Raw genomic sequence first — 18,331 nt, forward strand, 5'->3', positions numbered from 1 at the left:
CATACATGCATGGACCGGGCGGGACGGGTGAGATCTCAGCCATGGCTTCCGCGGAGACCGAGCCCGTCACGATCGTGTTCACCTGGGACGTCAAACCGGGCCGGGAGCGCGACTTCGAGGAGTGGGCGGAGGGGCTCCACGACGTCGCGACCCGGTACTCCGGCCACCAGGGCGCCACCTGGCTGCGCGCGGAGGGGTCGCGGCACCGGTACTACACGGTCGTGAACTTCGCCGACCAGAAGAGTCTCGACCGGTGGCTGCACTCCGGCGAGCGCGCGGAGTGGATCGAGCGGGTCAGCGGGATCGCCGACGAGCACCGGCAGGACACCACCGGGCTGGAGACGTGGTTCAACCTGCCCGGCGAGTCCGTCCCGCCGCCCTCCAAGCTCAAGATGATCGTGGTGACCTTCTGCGCGGTGTACCCGCTCAGCCTGCTGCTCCAGGCGTTCGTCACGCCGCTGACGAAGGCGTGGCCGCTGCCGGTGCGGGCGCTGACGTTCCCCGTCATCGTGATCCCGCTGCTCACCGTGTTCGTGATGCCCGGGCTCAGCCGGGTGTTCCGGCGCTGGCTCTACCCGATCGGGCGGAGGCACCGGCCGGCGCGACCCGGCCGGTGATCACGCCAGGAGCTCCCGCAGCTCCCGGACGGCCTCGCGGAGCCGGTCGGCGAACTCCAGCATCGCGTCCGCCACCGGCCGCGGGGTGCTCAGGTAGACGTTGAACCGGTCGGGGAGCAGGACGTAGGCGACGCCGATGCACTGCTCGCTCGTCGAGCCGAACCCGAAGTACCGGATGTTGACCGACGGCGCCGAGCTGGTGCTCAGGTAGTCGTCCCGCATGACGAGCCACCCGGGGGACTGGAACAGCGGGAGCGGCTCGGTGACGCCCAGCTCGGCGCCGCGCCGCTTCTGGATGAGCTGGAGCTCCCAGAGGTGCTGCTCGGGCGCCTGCCCCGCCTGGCACTCCCTGGCCCGGCGGACGTGGGCGTCGGCGGCGGCGCGGAAGGCGTCCCGGCGCGCCCCGGCCCCGGCCGCGGGGTCGTCCATGGCCTCGACGAAGCGGAGTGCCTCGGGGGTGACGACCCGCATCGCCTCGGTCCGCCCGTTGCGGTACTGGCGGGTGGCGATCGACTCGTAGGTGGCGCCGACGCGGCCCTTGGCGCGCTTGTGGGCGAGCTGGTAGGCCATCTGGACGAACGCGTCCGGCGACATCTTCAGCTGCTTGACGCTCTCGGTGCCGAAGTCGTCGAACGACACGGTCGCGGTGGCCGTGGCCGCCCCGTAGGCGGCGAACGCCGCCGCGGCGTCGCCGATGTCGCGCCGCAGGGCGTCGTCCAGGGTGAACTCGATCGCCTCCACGACCGGGAGGCCCTGCGACCGGGCGCCCGACCGCCGCGACAGCTCCTCCGGGGACTCGCTCAGCAGCGCGTCGACGAAGCTGAGGATCGTGGTGCCGTCCAGCCCGCAGTGCTCCACGTTGATGCCCGCGGTGCCGTCCCCGAACACGACGAAGGAGACGGCCTTGTCGAACCAGCGGTTGGCGCTGTCGCCGTGGAGCAGGTGGTCGCAGGCGTCGAGGGGGTTCGGGGGGACGAAGTCCTCCAGGCACACGCAGAACAGCGCGGTCTCGACGTCGTCGAGCGCCTTGGTGTTGCCGAGGGCGAGCAGCGCCTCGCGGCTGGCCGCCCACTCGGCGCGGGCCTTCGTGGTGAGGTGCCCGGCGGACGGCTCCGGCGCGGCCTCCGCCTTCATGACGGCGGCCAGGCCCGCCCGCAGCTCCCCCAGCGTGTGGGGGCGGCCGTCGGGCCCCAGCACGTCCATCCGGATCATGTTGCCGCGGAAGAGCACCACGATGTGGCGGGCGTCCGAGGGGCCGGGCCACTCGGCGGTGTAGGGGGCGCGGACGGTGTCCTGCTCGGCGCCGGGAATCCGGGTGGTGGAGAACAGGTACCGGTTCTGCGCCATCGACAGCGGCCGGCCGCGCTGCACGACGGGCGGGATCTCCTCGCGGTCGAGCCGCAGCTTGTAGTCCAGCGCTCCGGCGACGAGGCCGGCCGCGCGCTCGACCTGCCCTTCCGGCGACTCCTTGAACAGGAAGAAGAAGTTGGCGTTCAGCGCGATCCGGTCGCGGCGGCCGAGGTACCGGTAGGGCCAGAACGTGTCCAGCCAGCTGTCCACGCCCTCGCCCGCCTCGTAGCGCTCCAGCGCCGCGTGCAGCCTGCGGCCCGGCCCGCCGGGGCGCGCGAACGACGCCAGCGCCGACTCCGTCCGGGCCCGCTCGTCCGCGGTCAGCAGCGGCCCGCACCATTCGAGGAACCGCTCGCAGGTCTCGTCGAGCGTGGGCAGCGGCACCCGCGGCAGGCGCTCCTCGTTGCCGAAGGTGCGGGACGACAGTTCTTCGCCGGCGTTCACATCGATCCTCTTGTTCTGTTCGTTCCCCGAAAGGGGTCAGTCGCGTGGACGGGAGACGTAGAGCTGCGCGTAGAACCAGCCGCCGGTCTCCAGGCCGCTCGGGTCGGCGCCGACCTCGGCGAGCCGGTCCAGGACGAGCGCCTGCTCCTGCGGTGTCGCGAACCGCCGCTGCCGGAACAGGCCGTCGTGCCGGACCGTCGTGTACCCGGCGGCCGCGAGCACCTCGGCGACCGGGTCGAACGGGAACATGCGCAGCACGAAGTGCGCCATCCACGGCCGGCGTTCCCCGTGCGCCTCGACGACGCGGGAGATGGTGCGCTCGGTGACATATCCGAGGCAGCCCGTCGAGATGACCAGGTCCGTCGCGGCGAGCTGGGCGCGCTGCCCGGCCGTCGGCTCGCCGTTCTCCAGATCCGCGTGGACGGCGCCGTCGAGGAAACCGGCTTCGAGCGCGTAGGAAAGGGCGCTGTCGGAGGCGTCCAAGCCGAGGAAACGCAGCCGGCTCGTCGTTTCACGGGAACGGACCAACTCCCGGTCTCGGGCCAGCAGCCTGGCGCGGGTGTATCCGAGGGCGTCGGGACCGCCGTAGCGATCGTACAGCTCCGCCATCGTCGCGCCGTGATTCAGCAGAGCCGCGTTGATGCCGTAGGAACAGCCGATATCGAGAACGGTGGGAACCGGGACGCCGCGCGCCTCCCGGTATTCGGCGATGAGGCGCTGGAAGTGTGGTTTGGCCAGTTCCGGAATGTCGTAGTCGAGTTCGCGCAGCGTACCGAAGTAGGCGCGGGGATCGGGGCTGGTGTAGATGTGGTCGAGCGAGATCTTCCCTGTGGCGTCCGTGTGCACGGGCGGTGCCTCCTAGTCCAGCAGCCGGTCGACGCGGACGGCGCGCCCCTCCGCCGCCAGGTGCTCGGGCAGGACGCGGCCGAAGAGCTGCCTCGTGCGCGCGACGCTGCCGATGACCCCCGGGCGCTCGCTGTAGGCGAGGATCGCCGTGTGCCGCGCCGTGTCCCCCCGGACCGCGGCGACCCGGTGCAGCGAGTACCGTCCCTTGAACAACTGCAGGTCGCCCGGGCGGAGTGTGAGCCGGCGGACGAGGTCGCCGCCGCGCCCGGTCAGCACGCGGCGCACGTCGCCGAAGTTCTCCGCCTCCGCCGACCTGATGTTCGGGCAGTACTCGAAGACGCCCCCGTCCTCGGGTTCCCGCGTCAGCAGGCTGACCGTGAACTCGTTGGTGTCGAAGTGCCAGGGATGCTCCATTCCCGGGTTGACGACGTTGAGGACGAGCCCCGACAGCGGGTCGGCCAGCTCGTGCACCCGGGGCAGCCCGAAGCAGGCCGCCACGAAGCGCTGGAAGAGCCCGCTCGCGTAGAGCCGGTCGACGACCGAGTCCGCGGGGATGCGGTCGCGGGCGACGAACGCGTTGCCCCGCTCGACGGTGATGAGCCCCGGATGGCCTTCCGGCAATGGCGTGCTCACATCGATGTTGTAGGCGTTCACCGTTTCGACGTCGTAATGAGCGTGCGGCGCGATGGCCTCGCATTCCGCGCGCAGCGCGTCCAGCAATGCCGGGCGAATGAAGTCGGGCAGCACGCAGCAGCCCGTTTTCGCCAGTTCAGCCCTGGTCTGGGAAACGAGAACGTCCCAGCCCGCGCCGCCCGGCGCGGCCAGCGGATAGCGCTCCGTGTCGACGACCCCGGCAAGAGCCTCCGCTGCGCCCATGAAGATCCTTTCGCGGTCGGCGAACCCCAACGGGTTGTAGCACATTCCTTCCGCGAATTCCCGGCCGCACTTTTCCTCCGCGCTTTGTCATGGAATGATAAGCGCGGCCCGTGACCTGTGGCTTCGAGCGCTCCCGGGCCCGGGGGCGCGCCGCGGGAGGTGTGTCCCATCTCACCGGCCGGCCCCGGGGCCCCGCGGCCGGCTCCCGGATGTGGCGTTCGTGCGGACTTTCCGCGAACCTTTCCTCACGCGGTGGCGTCACCGTCCTGTGAAGCATGATCTGAAGAGTGGCGGGAGCGCGGGATGGACTGGCGGCTGACGGGGTTCACCGAGGAGCGTGAGCTCGGACGGGGCGCGCAGGGACGGGTCGTCCTGGCCCGCCACACGGGGTCCGGGACCCCTGTCGCGATCAAGTACCTGGTCGGCGGGGACCCCGGCGCGGTCGACGCGCTGCGGTCCGAGGCGCGGATGCTGGGGCGCCTGACCAGCCCGTACGTCGCGCGCCTCTACCAGTTCGTGGAAGGGGAGCACGGCGCGGCGATCGTCATGGAGGCGGTGAACGGCGCGTCCCTGAAGGAGGTGCTGCGCGAGCACGGGGCCCTCGCCCCGGAGGCGGCGCTGCTCGTGCTGAAGGGCTCCCTGCTCGGTCTCGCGGCCGCCCACGCGGTCGGCGTCGTCCACCGCGACTACAAGCCGGCGAACGTCGTGGTGCGGGGCGACGGTCTGAGCAAGCTCGTGGACTTCGGCATCGCCGTCCTGGCGGGCGGCAGCTCGATGTCCGGGACGCCGGTCTACATGGCCCCCGAGCAGTGGCGCGGCGAACCCGCCAGCCCCGCGACCGACGTGTACGCCGCGACGTGCGTGTTCGTGGAGTGCGTCACCGGGCGGCGCCCCTTCGCGACCGCCGAGCGGGCCGCCCTGATGAACCAGCACCTCACCGCGCAGGTCGACGTGCGCGAGGTGCCCCAGCCGCTGCGCCGGATCGTCCTGGAGGGCATGGCGAAGGACCCGGGGCAGCGTCCGCCGGGCGCGGCGGAGTTCGTCACGCGGCTGGAGTCCGTCGCCGTCGCCGCGTACGGGAGCGACTGGGAGCAGCGGGGCGTGCGCGCCCTGGCCGCCGCCGCGGTCGCGCTGGTCGCGCTGTTCCCGCTCGGCGCCCTCGCCGTCGCGCCCGGAGCGGCCGGAGCTGCGGGAGCGACCGCGGGCACGGCCGGCGCGGCGGGCACGGCCGGCGCGGGCGGTGCGGGCGGTGCCGGTGGTGTGGGGACCACCGGGGCGGCAGTGAGCAAGGGCTTCCTCGCCACCGCGGCCGGCAAGGGCGCGATGGCGGCAGCGGGGGCCGCCGTGGTCGCGGGCACGGCGGGCGGCGTCGTCTACGCGGTGCAGGACCACGAGCCCCAGACGCCCGCCGCCGCCGCACCCGCCCCCGTCGTCACCCTCGTCGCCGACAACCGCAAGCTCACCGGGCCGGCGATCGAGATCCAGAACGCGCGGTACCCCAAGGTCACCGGGCTGAAGGACCCCGCGCTGGAGCGCCGCGTCAACGCCGAGCTCCGCGGGCCGGTGGACCGGCTCGTCGCCTCCGCGAGACGGCTCGCCTCCCAGATCGACTGCAAGGGCAAGCCCGTGAAGCTCGGCACCGAGACCAGGCTCGGGCTGCGCGGCCCCCGCCTGGTGTCCGTCCGCTACTACATGCTGTCGGACAACTGCCAGCAGGCGGACGGCTCCCCGGGCGGCGAGGTCGTCAACGTCGACCTGCGCACCGGCCGCCGGCTCACCGCCGCCGAGATCTTCCAGCCCGCCACGCTCACCGCGGACGGCGTGCGCCGGCTCAACTCCCTCGTCCCGCAGAAGCCGGCCCCGAACGAGCGCCGGTGGCAGGACTGCAGCCCCGACGGGCCCTTCGACCTCGCCGACTTCTCCCCGCGCAGGGACCGGGGAGCGACGCTCGCCCAGGTGCCGTCCCTGTTCCCGTTCCTCACCCCCACCGGATTCGAGATCTCCTTCCTGGCGGGGGGCAGCGACGGCTGCGGCAACCTGAACTTCGGCACCTCCTACGCGAACGTCCGCGGCCTGCTGAAGCCCGGGATCGCCGCGCTGCTGCCCTCCGGTCCGTCCCCGTCCCGGTCCTGACCGGGCGCGCGACGCGCTTGCCGGCGTCTTCCCGGGTAGGTATGCCGGGCGGGCGTATCCGAGGGGGCGGTGTGCAGACCTTTCTGCCGTACGCGGACTTCGCGGCCACGGCCGGCGTCCTCGACCGGCGGCGGCTCGGCAAGCAGCGCGTCGAGGCCGTCCAGGTCCTGCGGGCGCTCACCGTGCCCGGCTACGGCTGGCGGCGCCACCCGGCGGCGCTCATGTGGACGGGGTACGAGGAGGCGCTCGTCCGGTACGGCCTGGAGATCTGCGGGCACTGGTGCGCCCTCGGCCACGGCGACACCTGCGCGGCGACGCTGACGGCCGAGCTCGCCGAGGTGCGGGGCGTCCGGCGCCCGCGCGGGCAGGAGCGGCTCGCCGCGGCGGGGGAACTGCCGCCCTGGCTCGGCGACCCCGCCTTCCACCTCAGCCACCGCTCGGCGCTCGTCCGGAAGGACCCCGGCTTCTACCGCCCCCTGTTCCCCGGCGTGCCGGACGACCTGCCCTACGTCTGGCCCGCCTCGGACCGGATGCCACATGGACGAGGCGAGGTAGGGTAAGGCATTCCCCAGGAAAGGGGAGTGCGGTCCTGGTGAGAGGTGGTCCGCCCGCGGGACGGTGGAGTGCACGAGCCCCGAGATCCAGAGCGAGCAGGGCGGCGAACCGATGCTGAGAGAGCTGCTGGCGGCCAGCCATCTGATGTCGATGGAGCAGCTGCCGGGCGCGGTGGCCCGGCGCGCCGCCGCCCACGGCCTGCATGACGCGGTCATCTACGTCGTGGACCTCCAGCAGACGGTGCTGCGGCTGCTGACGGGCGAGGGCCCGGACGCCGGGCGGAACCCCGGCGCCGAGACCCCGGAACTGAGGGTCGACGGGACGGTCGCGGGCCGGGCCTTCCAGACGATGGAGCCCGCGTTCGGGCAGGTCCTCGACGGCGGGAAGTGCCAATACTGGGTGCCGATCCTCGACGGGGCCGAGCGCCTCGGCGTGCTGCGCGTGACCGTCCGCCGCGACGACGCCCGGGTCCTGGAGGATGCCGAGGTCCTGGCCGGCCTGGTCGCGTTGATCATCGTCAGCAAGGGCCCGTACAGCGACTCCTTCTCCCGGCTCGTGCGGACCAGGGACATGACGGTCTCGGCGGAGATGCAGTGGCGGCTGCTGCCGCCGATGACCTTCGCGAACGACCAGGTGGTCATCGGCGCCGCGCTGGAGCCGGCCTACATGCTCGGCGGCGACACCTTCGACTACGCGCTCGCGGGCGACACCGTCCATCTCACGATCTTCGACGCCATGGGCCACGACACCGCCGCCGGGCTCACCTCCAACCTCGCCGTCGCGGCGTGCCGGAACGCCCGGATCCAGGGTTCCGGTCTCATCGAGACGGCGCAGGCGGTCGAGGCGGCGCTGCTCGAACAGGACCCGAGCGGGCGCTTCGTCACGGGTGTGCTGGCCGAGCTCGACCTGCCGTCGGGAAGGCTGTCGTGGATCTCGCACGGACACCCTCCGCCCGTCGTCATCCGCAGGTCCCGGTGGGTCACCACGCTGGAGTGCCCGCCCGGCGCCCCGCTCGGCACCGGCCTCGGCGTGCACCCGGAGGTGTGCGGCGAGCAGTTGGAGCCGGGCGATCGGATCCTGTTCTACAGCGACGGGATCGTGGAGGCGCGCGACCCGAGCAAGCAGGAGTTCGGGCTGGACCGGTTCGTCGACTTCATCATCCGGCGCGAGGCCGACGGGCTGTCGGTCCCCGAGACGCTGCGGCGCCTCGTCCACAGCATCCTGGAGCACCACGCGGGTCGCCTGGACGACGACGCCACCGTCCTGCTGCTCGAATGGCACGGGCCGCTCGGCGTGGAGGACGCCACGGAGCGGCTCAAGAACGACTGAGCCCGGGGCACGGGCCGAGGCCCAGGGCGCCCATGAGCATCGGGTACGCCTCGTGCAGATCGCGCTGCCAGTACGGCCAGTCGTGCTGCCCGTCGAAGTAGCGGGCGGTCACCGGGACGCCGAGGGCCCGTAGCCGGTCGGCGAACGCGTGGGCGTGGTCGTTCGCGCCGGCCTCCACCGGGTCGGTGAACGGCAGCCCGCCGAGCGACCCGGCCCTGCCGTTCCCGCTCGCCACCCAGAGCCGGACCCCGCGCAGCCGCCCCGCGAGATCGGCCGGGTTGTGGGCGTGCCAGATCGCGGCCTGGCCGTCGGGGTCGCCCCACACCCGCCGCCAGTCGGTGCCGGGGCAGGCCAGGGACGGCCCCCAGCCCGCCGAGTCGTCGCCCGGCTCGTGGCCGTACAGGGTGTCGAGGTAGCCGCTGAACGCCGCGGCGGCCGCGAACGCGCCGGGGAACCGGGCCGCGTACAGCATGGCGCCGAGACCCCCCATGGAATTGCCGGCGACCACGCGTCGCGTGCCCGCGCGGTAGCCCCGTTCGAGAATGCCGCGCAGTTCGGTCATGTGGAACGTCTCCCAGCGCGGCGGGCCGCCCTTCCCGTAATTCCACCAGTCGGAGTAATTTCCGCAGCGGCCGCCGTTCGGCATGACGACGATGACGCCGGCGCGGGCGGTGAGTTCCGCGACGTCGGTGTCGCGGGTCCAGGCCGTGTAGTCGTCGACGCCGCCGTGCAGCAGCCACAGCGCGGGCCAGGTGCGCTCCGCGTCCCGGGACCAGCCCGGCGGGAGCAGGAGCCGTACCTTCTGCCGGCCCTCCATGGCGGGGGAGGCGATGGTCAGGTCCAGGGTGCGGGGCGCGACGGCCGTCTCGGCGACCACCTCGGCGCGGGCCGGGACGTCCGCCGCGGACCGGTCCGCGAGCACGAGGGGCAGGAGGAGCGCGAAGGCCCCCAGCCATGCGGCGGGGGTGGGGCGACGGAGCAACGCGGGGCCTTCCGGAAACACCGGCGGTGAGTCGCGCCGGCCTTGGGAGAGGAAGAGATCCTTTGTGTGGAGTTTCTCTTCCCGTTCCCGGGGATTCCCGTGCCCTCGCGGTCCGAAGCGCGCCCGGAAAAGCTTATAAAATGCATTTCTCTGGACAGTAAAGAACGCGCCGGGTGCCCCCCTGGTGGCACCCGGCGCGTTGGCGGAACGGGTCTGTCAGGTACCGGAGGCCGCCTCGGCGACGGGCGCGTTCACATACCGGACGGCCCACCGCACCACCCCGCGGGCCATGCTGTAGAGGATGAACGCCACACCGATCAGCGGCAGGACCAGCAGGACGATCTGGAGGCCGGAGGTGAGCAGCGTGAGGGGGTCCGCGCCGTCGGCGGCGGCGGACGCGAGCCTGCGCATCATGCCCCAGTCCTGGGCCACCAGCCCGGGGACCTGGGTGATGATCAGCACGATCTGGAACGCCAGCATGGGGATCACCGTCAGCACCCAGATCGTGACGAAGATCTGCGGCCAGCGCTTGAGGTCTTCGAGCCGGGCGTCGGCGGGGCGCCGCAGGAGCGTCCGGCGCAGGATCGGCCCGATGTACCGGAACAGGTCGGGGATGCCGATGAGGTCCGACATGATGTAGTACCCGTCGAACCGGAGCGTGGGCAGCAGCTGCTGCACGATCTCCAGATTGACGTAGACGATGGCGACCAGCAGCGGCGCGAACCCCGTCTGCGCGTACAGCAGGGTCAGCCCGATGACGAAGATGCCGTTGAAGTAGACGCCGGCGAGGTCGGTGCGGAGCCGTCCCCCGCGGCCGAGCCGGTACGACTCGGTGATGTCGGTGTAGAACGCGGGCCACACCAGGTAGATACCGCAGCCCATGACGCCGGGGCGGACGCCGCCGTACCGGCAGGCCGAGGCGTGCCCGATCTCGTGGAACGCGCACGAGGCGATCCCGAGCGCGATCACCAGCAGGATGCTGACCGGCTTGAGGATCGCCATCGACAGGGCGTCGGCGATCGAATGGGACGTGAGCACCCAGACCTCGCCGGCCATGAACGCGCCGAGCACGGGCGCCATCACCCAGGGCCGGAACAGCCAGGCGAACAGGCCGCCGATGAACCAGGTGACCGACTCGGGGAACACCGCGACCTTGAACTTGAGCGCGAGGAACGGGTCGGACCGCACGCTCTGCGGCGCGGTGCCGTCGCTGAAGGTGGTGACGCCGAGCGGGGCGAGCTTGCGGTCCACCAGGTAGACGATCTGCTCGGCGGACAGCCGCGCGCCGGCCTCCCGGCTGACCGAGTCGGCCACCGTGGCGAGCGAGGCGGCCACGTCGCCCTCGCCCGCCAGATGGCGGTGCTCGTGCAGCGCCCTGGCGACCAGGAAGAGCAGCGGAGGCAGCCGGACGAGCTGCCGGTTCGGCAGGCGGACCAGCTGCGGCGGCTCCCGGTACCCGGAGTTCTTGAACTCACCGACGAGCTCGGCGCCGTCCACCAGTGCGGGCAGGGCGAGGGCGGCGGGTGCGCTCATCGGTCGTCGTGCACCACGACGGCGGGGATGCAGGACACCGTCGAGGTCGGGGCCTCGGCGAGCAGGCCGGTGCCGAGCAGGCCGGACGTGCCGGCGGACTGGGTGGCCTGGCACGCGTAGAACACCTCGGTGTCGCCGCCGTGGTGGCCGCCGCCCGTCCGGGCGGACAGCGCGAGCCGCCGGGGCAGGACCTCCGCGGTCAACCGGTCGAGTTCCGCGTAGGTGAGCCGCGGAGGGTTGGAAGAGCTCATGGGATCGCTTTCGCTTCGCTGGAGGAAGGGGGAAGGGCTGGCGGAAGCCGCCAGCCCTTCCGGTTGCGAGCAGAAGCCCGCGGTTACGCGCGTTCGGCTCAGTGGCCGGAGATCGCGGCGCCCGGCACGCAGGACTGCGAGCTGGCGTCGGTCTGCGCGTGCAGGCCGACGAGCTGCAGCAGGCCGCTGTCGGGACGGGTCTGCTGGCTCTGGCAGGCGTTCATGATCGCGGTCGTGCCGCCGTCGCCACCGCCGTGGTTGAGGTTGAGGTTGCCGTTCTCGTTCTCGCCGCCCCCGACGAGAAGGGTGGACAGCACGGCGCGCTCCGGCAGAACCTCACCGGCGAGCTTGTCGAGCTCGGTGTAGCTGAAGGACTTCATGTGGTTCCTTTTCTTCCTTGTCACGCCCGGATCTCAAGGTGGATACCGGATGTCCCTTTCCCTCGCCCCAGGTCGGAGTGAGGTAGCTCTACGTATAGCAGATGTCACGTACGGTGGCCAAGTAACCCTCCGGGCGGCAGGTTCCTCGCGTCGGCGCCCAGGCATGAGTGGCCCCTGGTGGGTAGGGGGACCACATCCGTGCTGATCAGGAGGGGTGCATGGCCGAGAGCAGCTTCAGCATCGACGTCGCGGCGATCCGGGAGCGCGCCCGCGAAAAAATGACCGACGGCCCGGTGACGGCGGGCTACGGCAGGAGCGCCGAGGAGGTCATCGGCGTCCTGAACGACGTCCTCGCGACGGAGATCGTGTGCTGGATGCGCTACGCGCAGCACGCGATCAGCGCGACGGGGATCGACCGGGCGCAGGTGTCGGCGGAGTTCAGCGAACACGCCGACGAGGAGCGCGGCCACGCGATGCGCGCCGCGGAGCGCATCAGCCAGCTCGGCGGGCGGCCGGACTTCGATCCGAAGACGCTGGCGGGGCGTTCCCACACCACCTACAGGACGTTCGACGAGAACGACCTCAAGAGCATGCTGGAGGAGAACCTCGTCGCCGAGCGGATCGTCATCGAGTCCTACCAGGAGATCATCCGCTGGCTCGGCGACGGCGACGTGACGACCCGGCGGCTGATGGAGCACATCCTCGCCGAAGAGGAAGAACACGCCGACGACATCATGGACCTCCTGGGGATCTGACATGGAATTCGGATACACGCTGCTCTGCGAGCAGACGCCGCCCAAGCAGCTCGTCACCGACCTCGTGGAGGCCGAGGAGGCGGGGTTCGCCTACTCGGTGATCTCCGATCACTACTTCCCGTGGCTGGAGAGCCAGGGCCACTCCGCCTACGCCTGGTCGGTGCTCGGCGCGCTCGCCCAGGCCACCCACCACATCCCGCTGATGACGTTCGTGACCTGCCCGATCATGCGCTACCACCCGGCCGTGGTGGCGCAGAAGGCCGCCACGATGGGCGTGCTGTCCGACGGCCGGTTCACGCTCGGGCTCGGCGCGGGGGAGAACCTCAACGAGCACGTCGTCGGGCGCGGATGGCCGTCGGTGGACGTCCGGCACGAGATGTTCGCCGAGGCCGTGGAGATCATCCGAGGCCTGTTCGGCGGCGGCTACGTGAACTACCGCGGCCGCCACTTCACCGTCGACTCCGCGAAGCTGTACGACCTGCCCGACGAGCCCGTCCGGATCGGCATGGCGGCCTTCGGCCCGCGGGCCGGCCGCCTCGCCGCCGAGCACGCGGACCTTCTCATCTCCGACCAGCCCGTCCCCGAGGTCGTGGAGCTCTTCCGCGACGAGGGCGGCGCCGGGAAGCCCGTCTACGGGCAGATTCCCGTGGCCTTCGGTCACGACTATGAGGAGTGCAGGCAACGCGCCCACAGCACGTGGAAGTTCTCCGCCCCGGCGTGGAAGGTGATGGCCGAGCTGCCGGGCCCGGCGAACTTCGAGGCGGCCACGAAGACCGTCCGCCCGGAGGACGTCGTGGAGTCCGTCCCGTGCGGCGACGACGTGGACGACTACGTGGAGGCCGTCCAGGAGTGGGCCGACGCGGGCTTCACCCACATCTCGTTCTGCCAGTCCGGGCCCGAGCACCAGAAGGATTTCCGCACCTGGGCGGAGGCGGACCTCCTGCCCGCCCTCCGAGAGCGCTTCGGCTGACGCGCCGGCCCGGTCCGTCGCGGGCCGCACCGGACCGGCGCGCCGCCCGTCACTGAGCGCAGTACTGGCTCTGCTTGCCGATGGCCCGGTAGGGGCAGTCGGCGTAGTCGGCCAGCCGCAGCAGGGCCTCGCGGCTGCGCTGCACCTCGCCGGCGATCGCGGACGGCGGCGGGTAGAAGCTGCCCCCGGCCAGCTCGAACGTGAACGAGAAGATGCGCTGCTGGCCCCACGTGTAGTCGTCCGTGGTCCCGTCGGTGATGTAGAGGTCGCTGGACTGCTCGGGCGCGAAGCCGTTCGTCGAGGCCAGTTCCCGGCCGATGGTGCGGTGGGCGGCCTCCTCGTCGGCGGACATCGAGCCCGGCACGGTGTTGTTGTAGGTGTAGCCGAAAGGCCACAGCACCAGTTCCGCGTCCGAGTGGATGTCGAGGAACATCCCGAGCTGCTGCTTGCCGCCCACGACCCGGCTGCGCACGAAGTCGGCGAGGACCTTCGTCTCGACGGCGGACTCGGGGCCCGTGCCCCGGTAGGTCTCGCTGGAGCCGTTGCCGGACGAGCCGCCGCAGCAGCCCCACTTGTAGGCGAAGTTGCGGTTCAGGTCCGTTCCCGTGGACGTGGGGTTGGGCTGGCGGTTCTTGCGCCACATCCGTCCCGGCTGGGTGTCGCTGGTCATGTCGTAGACCTGGCCGCACGTAACGCCTGACAACAACCGCGGACCTGCGTAGACTCCAGCCCATGAAGGCAGGACTACACGGACGCAAGTCGCGGTACGTAAAAGCTGGGCTCCACGGCCGGAAGTCACGCGTTGTTGACGAAGGTGTGGACGCGCTGTCCATCGAGACGCAGCTAGACCGCGGGCACAAGTGGGCCACGGTGGAAGGCTACGACGTTGCCGCGGAGTACACAGAGAACGTATCCGCGTGGACCGGCAAGGCACGCCCACAGATCGATCGTGCGATGGACGATCTGATCGCCGGCCGGATCGACGTCCTATGGTGCTACGCACTCGACAGATTCACGCGGCGCGGCGCGCGGATGATCCTGGAGATCATGGACCAGCCCGCGAGCGTCCGACCGTGGATCATCTTTGACCACGAGCAGATGAACACCCGGAACGACGCGTACCGGCTCCCGCTGATCATGCTTGCGGAAATGGCACTCCAGTACTCCGACCGCCTATCCAAGAACGTGCGATCCACGTTCCACCGTATGCGGGAAAGCGGCGACTGGACGGGACGCGCACCATACGGAACGCGGGTCCGCGCCGGCACCCGCAAGCTAGAACCTGACCCGGACACGTGGCCTCACATCATGGAGGCGTACACCGCGGTAGGCGCGGGGGTGTCGCTGCGGGCAGTCGCAGTGATGTTCAACGAACGTGGAGTGCCTTCCCCGCGCGGTACCGAATGGGCCTCGCGAACGCTGTGGGCGATGATCCATCACCCGGCATACGAGGGTCTCCAGGTGGCATACGACGGAGGGAAGCCCTACGCGTACCGCGACGCACACGGGCACACTGTGCGTGCGTTCGCGGACGACGCGGAGGCGCTGCCGGCCGATCTCGTACGCGCCGCACGTACCGCACTCTCCGGCCGATCGTTCGACATGCAAGGTAAACGGGGAACCGCCTCCGCGGAACTCACGGGGACGATGCACTGTCAAGGTTGCGGCGGGCCCATGGCGCGGACCGGCAAGGCATACCGATGCTCGCGCCACATCCGCGGCGTGCACTGCCCGAACCCCGCGACCGTCCAGGCACACCACGTGGAGCCGATGGTCCGTGAAGCGTTCCTCGCGTACGTGACCGCGCTCGACCCCGCGGACCCTGACGACCTTGACACGTGGGCAGAGATCGCAACCCGCTGGAAACTCCACACGGACCCAACCATCGTCGCGGACAACCGCGAGGCGACCCGCGCGGTCACAGACCTGGAGAAGCGGCTCCGGCGACTCCGCGACGACCGCGAAGCCGGCCTGTACGACGATGACCCCGCCGACTACGCGCGTCGCGTGCGGGACCTCCAGGACGCGCTAAAGGACGCACGCGACAACGCGGGAGACACCGGAGTTGTCAACCTCCCAGACTTCGCGGGCATGGAGTACGAGGAACTGTCAACCGGGCTGATGCGAGTGTCAACCGCGGAGCGGCGGGCGCTGTTGTCATCCGCCATCGCAGGTGTAATCGTCAACCGCGCCCCACGCGGGACACAGCGGTTCGACCCGGACCGCGTGCGGATTGTGCTGGTCAGCGGGGAGGACATCCGTCGTTGACAGTGTGAACGGGTGTACACGCCGGAGTGTCAACCGTGCACACCCGTAAACACGAATGTGTAACGGAGGCTGCGTGTACCGTCCACGGGGTTGCGTGTACTGTCCACGGGGCGTACAGTCGTGTCAACAGCGAAGAACAACGGAGGTTGACACCGTGGACATGGGCAACGGACAGACCTATGACGAAATGGTCGCTGAGACGGCCGCGAAGCTTCGCACGCGGACGCAAAAGAAGGAAGAGGCGCGGGTGTTGCTGCTTCACGGCATTGGCGACGTCTTGGGGTACTGGACGGAGAACAACGCTCACACGGTGGAGGCGCTCGGCAGCGATGACGCGGTGACGGAGTTCGGGGAGATCCTCAAGCGCGAAGCCGACCGCATCGCCCGCATGCTCGGCTACGAAGAGGCGTGGACCAACTGACCGCCACACGCGGTGAACCCCCGGACACTCTCCGGGGGTTTTTCGTTCCCCGATGTAGAAATGTAGGTTTGTAGGTCACTTCTGTATTCTCCCTAACGCGTTAAGGGTAATACCAGATCTACGTTCAAACCTACATTCCTACATCGGGCCCTGCGCGCCGGCTGCGGAGGCTGTGGGCCGCGATGGGCGCGCGAGGTGGGCCGCGTGGCGCACGGAGGATGTTACGTAGCCGTTACCTAGAAACCCCCGGATTTGGGCCTGAAACTAGAACACCCGGAGCCATAACTATAGTGAGGCACCGATAAGAGCTGCGCGACGCGCGGCGCGGTTCCGCTCGCGGGAGATTGCCGCGGCCGGCGGTCCCAAGGGGATGAGGGAAGCCACGCGGTATCTAGGGGCGTGGCACGCGGCGGGAGTGGTTTCCCGCTTGCATGGGGACGGTAGCTCAATTGGTAGAGCGGCCTGATCAGCACGATGGGGGTTCGAGACCCTCCCGTCCCTCAGTGGTGAGTGTCTCCCGGCCTAGTCAGCCTGTTGGCGCGAGCTATAGAGACGTGGTGTAGGTACGCACCCCGCCGGCACATGGCGCTTGACCGCGCAAATACCGGGGGTGGAGGGGGTTCGATTCCCCCCGTCTCGCGAGGAGGAAATGCGGGTTCGAATCCCGTTCCCTGCGACTGTGCACAGCGGCAACCGCGCTGTGTGGCCACATGGCGCACGCCGTAGCAGGGTGGTGTAATCGGCAACACGCCTCCGTTGATTTGGGGAAGGTCCGGGTTCGAATCCCGCTCCGGGTGGTCAAACGCCTGGATGGTGTAAGCGGGCAGCACATCCCCAACCGGTTCAACGTACGTCAACGGGCTGACTTCGAGTCGTCTGGGCGTGCGTGCGCGGAGGAGAGCGGAAGGCGTTCTCGCTGGGCGCTAACCCCTCCGCGCTTCTACTTCGCAGGGTCGTCTAGCGGCCTAGGACATCACGCACGATCCGGTTCGAGTCCGGCGGGTAGCGAAGCGACGTCCCGCGAATGGCCCCTTCGTGATAACGCCGGTTCGAATCCGGCCCCTGCGCTTTCTTCCCCGCGTGCTCCGGCACTGCGGGGCGTTCATAGCCACCGTCCCTAGGGCGCTGAGAGCCGCTCTCGCGGACGTTCAGCCAACGGCGGGTAGTGGCTTACGGGGACGCTGTGTGCGTCGCTAGGGGGTTGTGGTGGCGGGTCCTGAAACACAGTGGGCCGCGGGGATGCGGGTCACAGCGGACCGCCTCCGCAAGAACGGTGTGCAGTCGGGCGGGGTAACTGTTTCGTTCACCGCGCGGGCTGCCTGGACTGTGAACATTACCTTCCCGGTACCGTTCACGTCGCCTCCGGTGATGTCCGCGAACATCGCGTCGGGTGCGGGGTCGACTGCGCGATGGGGAGCGCGGGCGATCAACATCACCCCTGAGGGGTTCCAGCTCTTTCTGTTCGCGGGTACCAGTGGCGCGACTGCCACATGGGACAACATCGGAGTCAGTTGGATTGCGCATGGTGTGTGATGCCGGCGTGGCGTAGGTCGCCGCTTCCTGCTAATTGGGCTGCGCTTCGCGTTGCTGTGTTCCGCCGCGATGGGTGGGTGTGTCAGCTACAGGGACCGCGGTGTGCGGGCAGGGCTACCGAGGTGGACCACGTCGAGGGACACAGCGATCATCGACTGTCGAACCTTCGATCTGCGTGCAAGCCATGTCATGCAACACGCACTGGTCAGCAGGGTGCGGCTGCGCGGTCGCGTCCGTCTAGGCTGCGGCCGGCGGAGGCTCACCCGTCGCTACGGTCACGGTGAGTGACGCAAGGCTGTGACCTGCGACGATGTCCTATCTGCCCTGGTCGGTGGTGGGGGGACCCCCCTCCCACCTGGGGGGATGTCGAACGGTAGGGGTTAGCGCGCGGAATTTTGTACGGGTTTCCAGGGCGTGACCTTGCACGGATTGTGACGGCCGCCGGAGGCGCTAGCCGATGCCCGTGAAGTAGGCCGGCGTACCGCGCTCGCACTCTTCGCACGCCACGACTTCGGCGCGCTGGTCCGCGCGGCTGACGGTGACGATGTGCCCGCAGTCCAGGCCGGCCGCTGTCCACCTCGCGCCCGGCGTTGCAACTTTGACGATCTTGCGCAGCGGCGCAGTCATGCCGCGAGCGTACCGCGATGCCGGAGGGAGGCGACGACATGGGGACGCGTGGACCTGTTCCGAAGCGCAGCGATAAGCGTCGTCGCCGGAACGCTGACAGCGCGGTCGACACGATCGAGATTCCCGCGGACGCCGAACCGGTGGAGGCTCCGCCGTTGGGGTTCACCACGAACGCCATCGCGATGGAGTGGTACGAGTCCCTCGCGTCCAGCGGGCAGGCGCGCTACTTCGAGCCGTCCGATTGGCAGGCCGCGCGCGTGGTCACTCAAGAGCTGGGGCGGATGCTCAACTACGGCAAGCCGTCAGGGCAGCTCTTTACCGCGCTGTGGTCCGCGATGGGCGATCTCCTTTCCACCGAAGCCGCACGCCGGCGTGTGCGCATGGAGATCGACCGCAGTCAGCCCGCGGAGGGCGAGGACGCCGACGTGATCGAACTTTACAAGGGGTTGGGACTCTGACGG

Annotated in this window: 19 protein-coding genes and 1 tRNA gene; 11 read left to right on the top strand and 9 right to left on the bottom strand. The window is 70.1% G+C overall.

Annotated elements, in window-relative coordinates:
• Positions 1-41 precede the first annotated feature (41 nt).
• Complete coding sequence (locus BKA00_RS36995; RefSeq protein WP_185033054.1) at positions 42-617, top strand: antibiotic biosynthesis monooxygenase; 576 nt, start codon at positions 42-44, stop codon at positions 615-617.
• Here BKA00_RS36995 and BKA00_RS37000 read toward each other — a convergent pair whose 3' ends face one another.
• From BKA00_RS37000 to BKA00_RS37010, 3 genes are read right to left on the bottom strand one after another with little or no spacing between them, the layout of a single operon-like run.
• A complete protein-coding gene (locus BKA00_RS37000; RefSeq protein ID WP_185033057.1) occupies positions 618-2,411 on the bottom strand; it encodes a choline/carnitine O-acyltransferase in 1,794 nt (597 codons plus the stop codon). It abuts the gene before it with no gap.
• A 36-nt stretch (positions 2,412-2,447) separates the two neighbouring features.
• The gene (locus BKA00_RS37005; protein WP_185033059.1) at positions 2,448-3,257 is read right to left on the bottom strand and encodes a class I SAM-dependent methyltransferase; all 810 of its coding nucleotides are present in this window, start codon (positions 3,255-3,257) and stop codon (positions 2,448-2,450) included.
• 12 nt (positions 3,258-3,269) lie between these two features.
• Complete coding sequence (locus BKA00_RS37010; protein WP_185033061.1) at positions 3,270-4,133, bottom strand: HalD/BesD family halogenase; 864 nt, start codon at positions 4,131-4,133, stop codon at positions 3,270-3,272.
• A 303-nt stretch (positions 4,134-4,436) separates the two neighbouring features.
• On the opposite strand from BKA00_RS37010, the gene BKA00_RS37015 reads away from it, so the two are divergent.
• The 3 genes from BKA00_RS37015 to BKA00_RS37025 all read left to right on the top strand — a co-directional run bounded on the left by BKA00_RS37015 (position 4,437) and on the right by BKA00_RS37025 (position 8,150).
• Entirely contained in the window at positions 4,437-6,266 is a 1,830-nt protein-coding gene (locus BKA00_RS37015) for a serine/threonine-protein kinase (RefSeq protein WP_185033063.1), read from the top strand.
• Positions 6,267-6,337: 71 nt separating this feature from the next.
• Positions 6,338-6,826: an MSMEG_6728 family protein gene (locus tag BKA00_RS37020; RefSeq protein WP_185033065.1), complete on the top strand. Its 489-nt coding sequence runs from the start codon at positions 6,338-6,340 to the stop codon at positions 6,824-6,826.
• A gap of 58 nt (positions 6,827-6,884) precedes the next feature.
• Entirely contained in the window at positions 6,885-8,150 is a 1,266-nt protein-coding gene (locus BKA00_RS37025; protein WP_338072189.1) for a PP2C family protein-serine/threonine phosphatase, read from the top strand.
• Here the strand turns inward: BKA00_RS37025 and BKA00_RS37030 are convergent.
• The 4 genes from BKA00_RS37030 to BKA00_RS37045 all read right to left on the bottom strand — a co-directional run bounded on the left by BKA00_RS37030 (position 8,137) and on the right by BKA00_RS37045 (position 11,296).
• Positions 8,137-9,132 (bottom strand): alpha/beta hydrolase, encoded by a 996-nt coding sequence (locus BKA00_RS37030; RefSeq protein WP_185033067.1) that lies wholly within the window; start codon positions 9,130-9,132, stop codon positions 8,137-8,139. The two genes, BKA00_RS37025 and BKA00_RS37030, sit on opposite strands and share 14 nt — an antisense overlap.
• A gap of 216 nt (positions 9,133-9,348) precedes the next feature.
• Positions 9,349-10,665, bottom strand: a complete 1,317-nt coding sequence (locus BKA00_RS37035; protein ID WP_185033069.1) for a hypothetical protein — start codon at positions 10,663-10,665, stop codon at positions 9,349-9,351.
• Positions 10,662-10,916, bottom strand: a complete 255-nt coding sequence (locus tag BKA00_RS37040) for a hypothetical protein (RefSeq protein WP_185033071.1) — start codon at positions 10,914-10,916, stop codon at positions 10,662-10,664. The genes BKA00_RS37035 and BKA00_RS37040 overlap by 4 nt, the downstream gene beginning before the upstream one ends.
• A gap of 98 nt (positions 10,917-11,014) precedes the next feature.
• A complete protein-coding gene (locus BKA00_RS37045) occupies positions 11,015-11,296 on the bottom strand; it encodes a hypothetical protein (protein WP_185033073.1) in 282 nt (93 codons plus the stop codon).
• Between the two features lie 218 nt (positions 11,297-11,514).
• Between BKA00_RS37045 and BKA00_RS37050 the strand changes: the two genes are divergently transcribed.
• The gene (locus tag BKA00_RS37050) at positions 11,515-12,051 is read left to right on the top strand and encodes a ferritin-like domain-containing protein (protein ID WP_185033075.1); all 537 of its coding nucleotides are present in this window, start codon (positions 11,515-11,517) and stop codon (positions 12,049-12,051) included.
• A 1-nt stretch (position 12,052) separates the two neighbouring features.
• Positions 12,053-13,021 (top strand): TIGR03557 family F420-dependent LLM class oxidoreductase, encoded by a 969-nt coding sequence (locus BKA00_RS37055; protein WP_185033077.1) that lies wholly within the window; start codon positions 12,053-12,055, stop codon positions 13,019-13,021.
• A 49-nt stretch (positions 13,022-13,070) separates the two neighbouring features.
• Here the strand turns inward: BKA00_RS37055 and BKA00_RS37060 are convergent, their stop codons facing one another.
• The gene (locus tag BKA00_RS37060; protein WP_185033079.1) at positions 13,071-13,691 is read right to left on the bottom strand and encodes a M14 family zinc carboxypeptidase; all 621 of its coding nucleotides are present in this window, start codon (positions 13,689-13,691) and stop codon (positions 13,071-13,073) included.
• Between the two features lie 62 nt (positions 13,692-13,753).
• Between BKA00_RS37060 and BKA00_RS37065 the strand changes: the two genes are divergently transcribed.
• The 4 genes from BKA00_RS37065 (at position 13,754) to BKA00_RS40965 (ending at position 17,243) form a co-directional block, all read left to right on the top strand.
• Positions 13,754-15,289, top strand: a complete 1,536-nt coding sequence (locus BKA00_RS37065) for a recombinase family protein (RefSeq protein ID WP_185033081.1) — start codon at positions 13,754-13,756, stop codon at positions 15,287-15,289.
• Between the two features lie 154 nt (positions 15,290-15,443).
• Positions 15,444-15,710: a hypothetical protein gene (locus BKA00_RS37070; RefSeq protein WP_185033083.1), complete on the top strand. Its 267-nt coding sequence runs from the start codon at positions 15,444-15,446 to the stop codon at positions 15,708-15,710.
• Between the two features lie 434 nt (positions 15,711-16,144).
• A tRNA-Ile gene (locus tag BKA00_RS37075) sits at positions 16,145-16,211 on the top strand.
• Positions 16,212-16,949: 738 nt separating this feature from the next.
• A complete protein-coding gene (locus BKA00_RS40965; protein ID WP_185033085.1) occupies positions 16,950-17,243 on the top strand; it encodes an H-type lectin domain-containing protein in 294 nt (97 codons plus the stop codon).
• Positions 17,244-17,693: 450 nt separating this feature from the next.
• On the opposite strand, the gene BKA00_RS37085 is transcribed toward BKA00_RS40965, so the two are convergent.
• Entirely contained in the window at positions 17,694-17,870 is a 177-nt protein-coding gene (locus BKA00_RS37085; RefSeq protein ID WP_185033087.1) for a hypothetical protein, read from the bottom strand.
• A gap of 17 nt (positions 17,871-17,887) precedes the next feature.
• On the opposite strand from BKA00_RS37085, the gene BKA00_RS37090 reads away from it, so the two are divergent.
• Positions 17,888-18,328: a phage terminase small subunit gene (locus BKA00_RS37090; RefSeq protein ID WP_221493449.1), complete on the top strand. Its 441-nt coding sequence runs from the start codon at positions 17,888-17,890 to the stop codon at positions 18,326-18,328.
• The last annotated feature ends 3 nt before the right edge of the window (positions 18,329-18,331 follow it).

Source organism: Actinomadura coerulea (assembly GCF_014208105.1).
Taxonomy (GTDB): domain Bacteria; phylum Actinomycetota; class Actinomycetes; order Streptosporangiales; family Streptosporangiaceae; genus Spirillospora; species Spirillospora coerulea.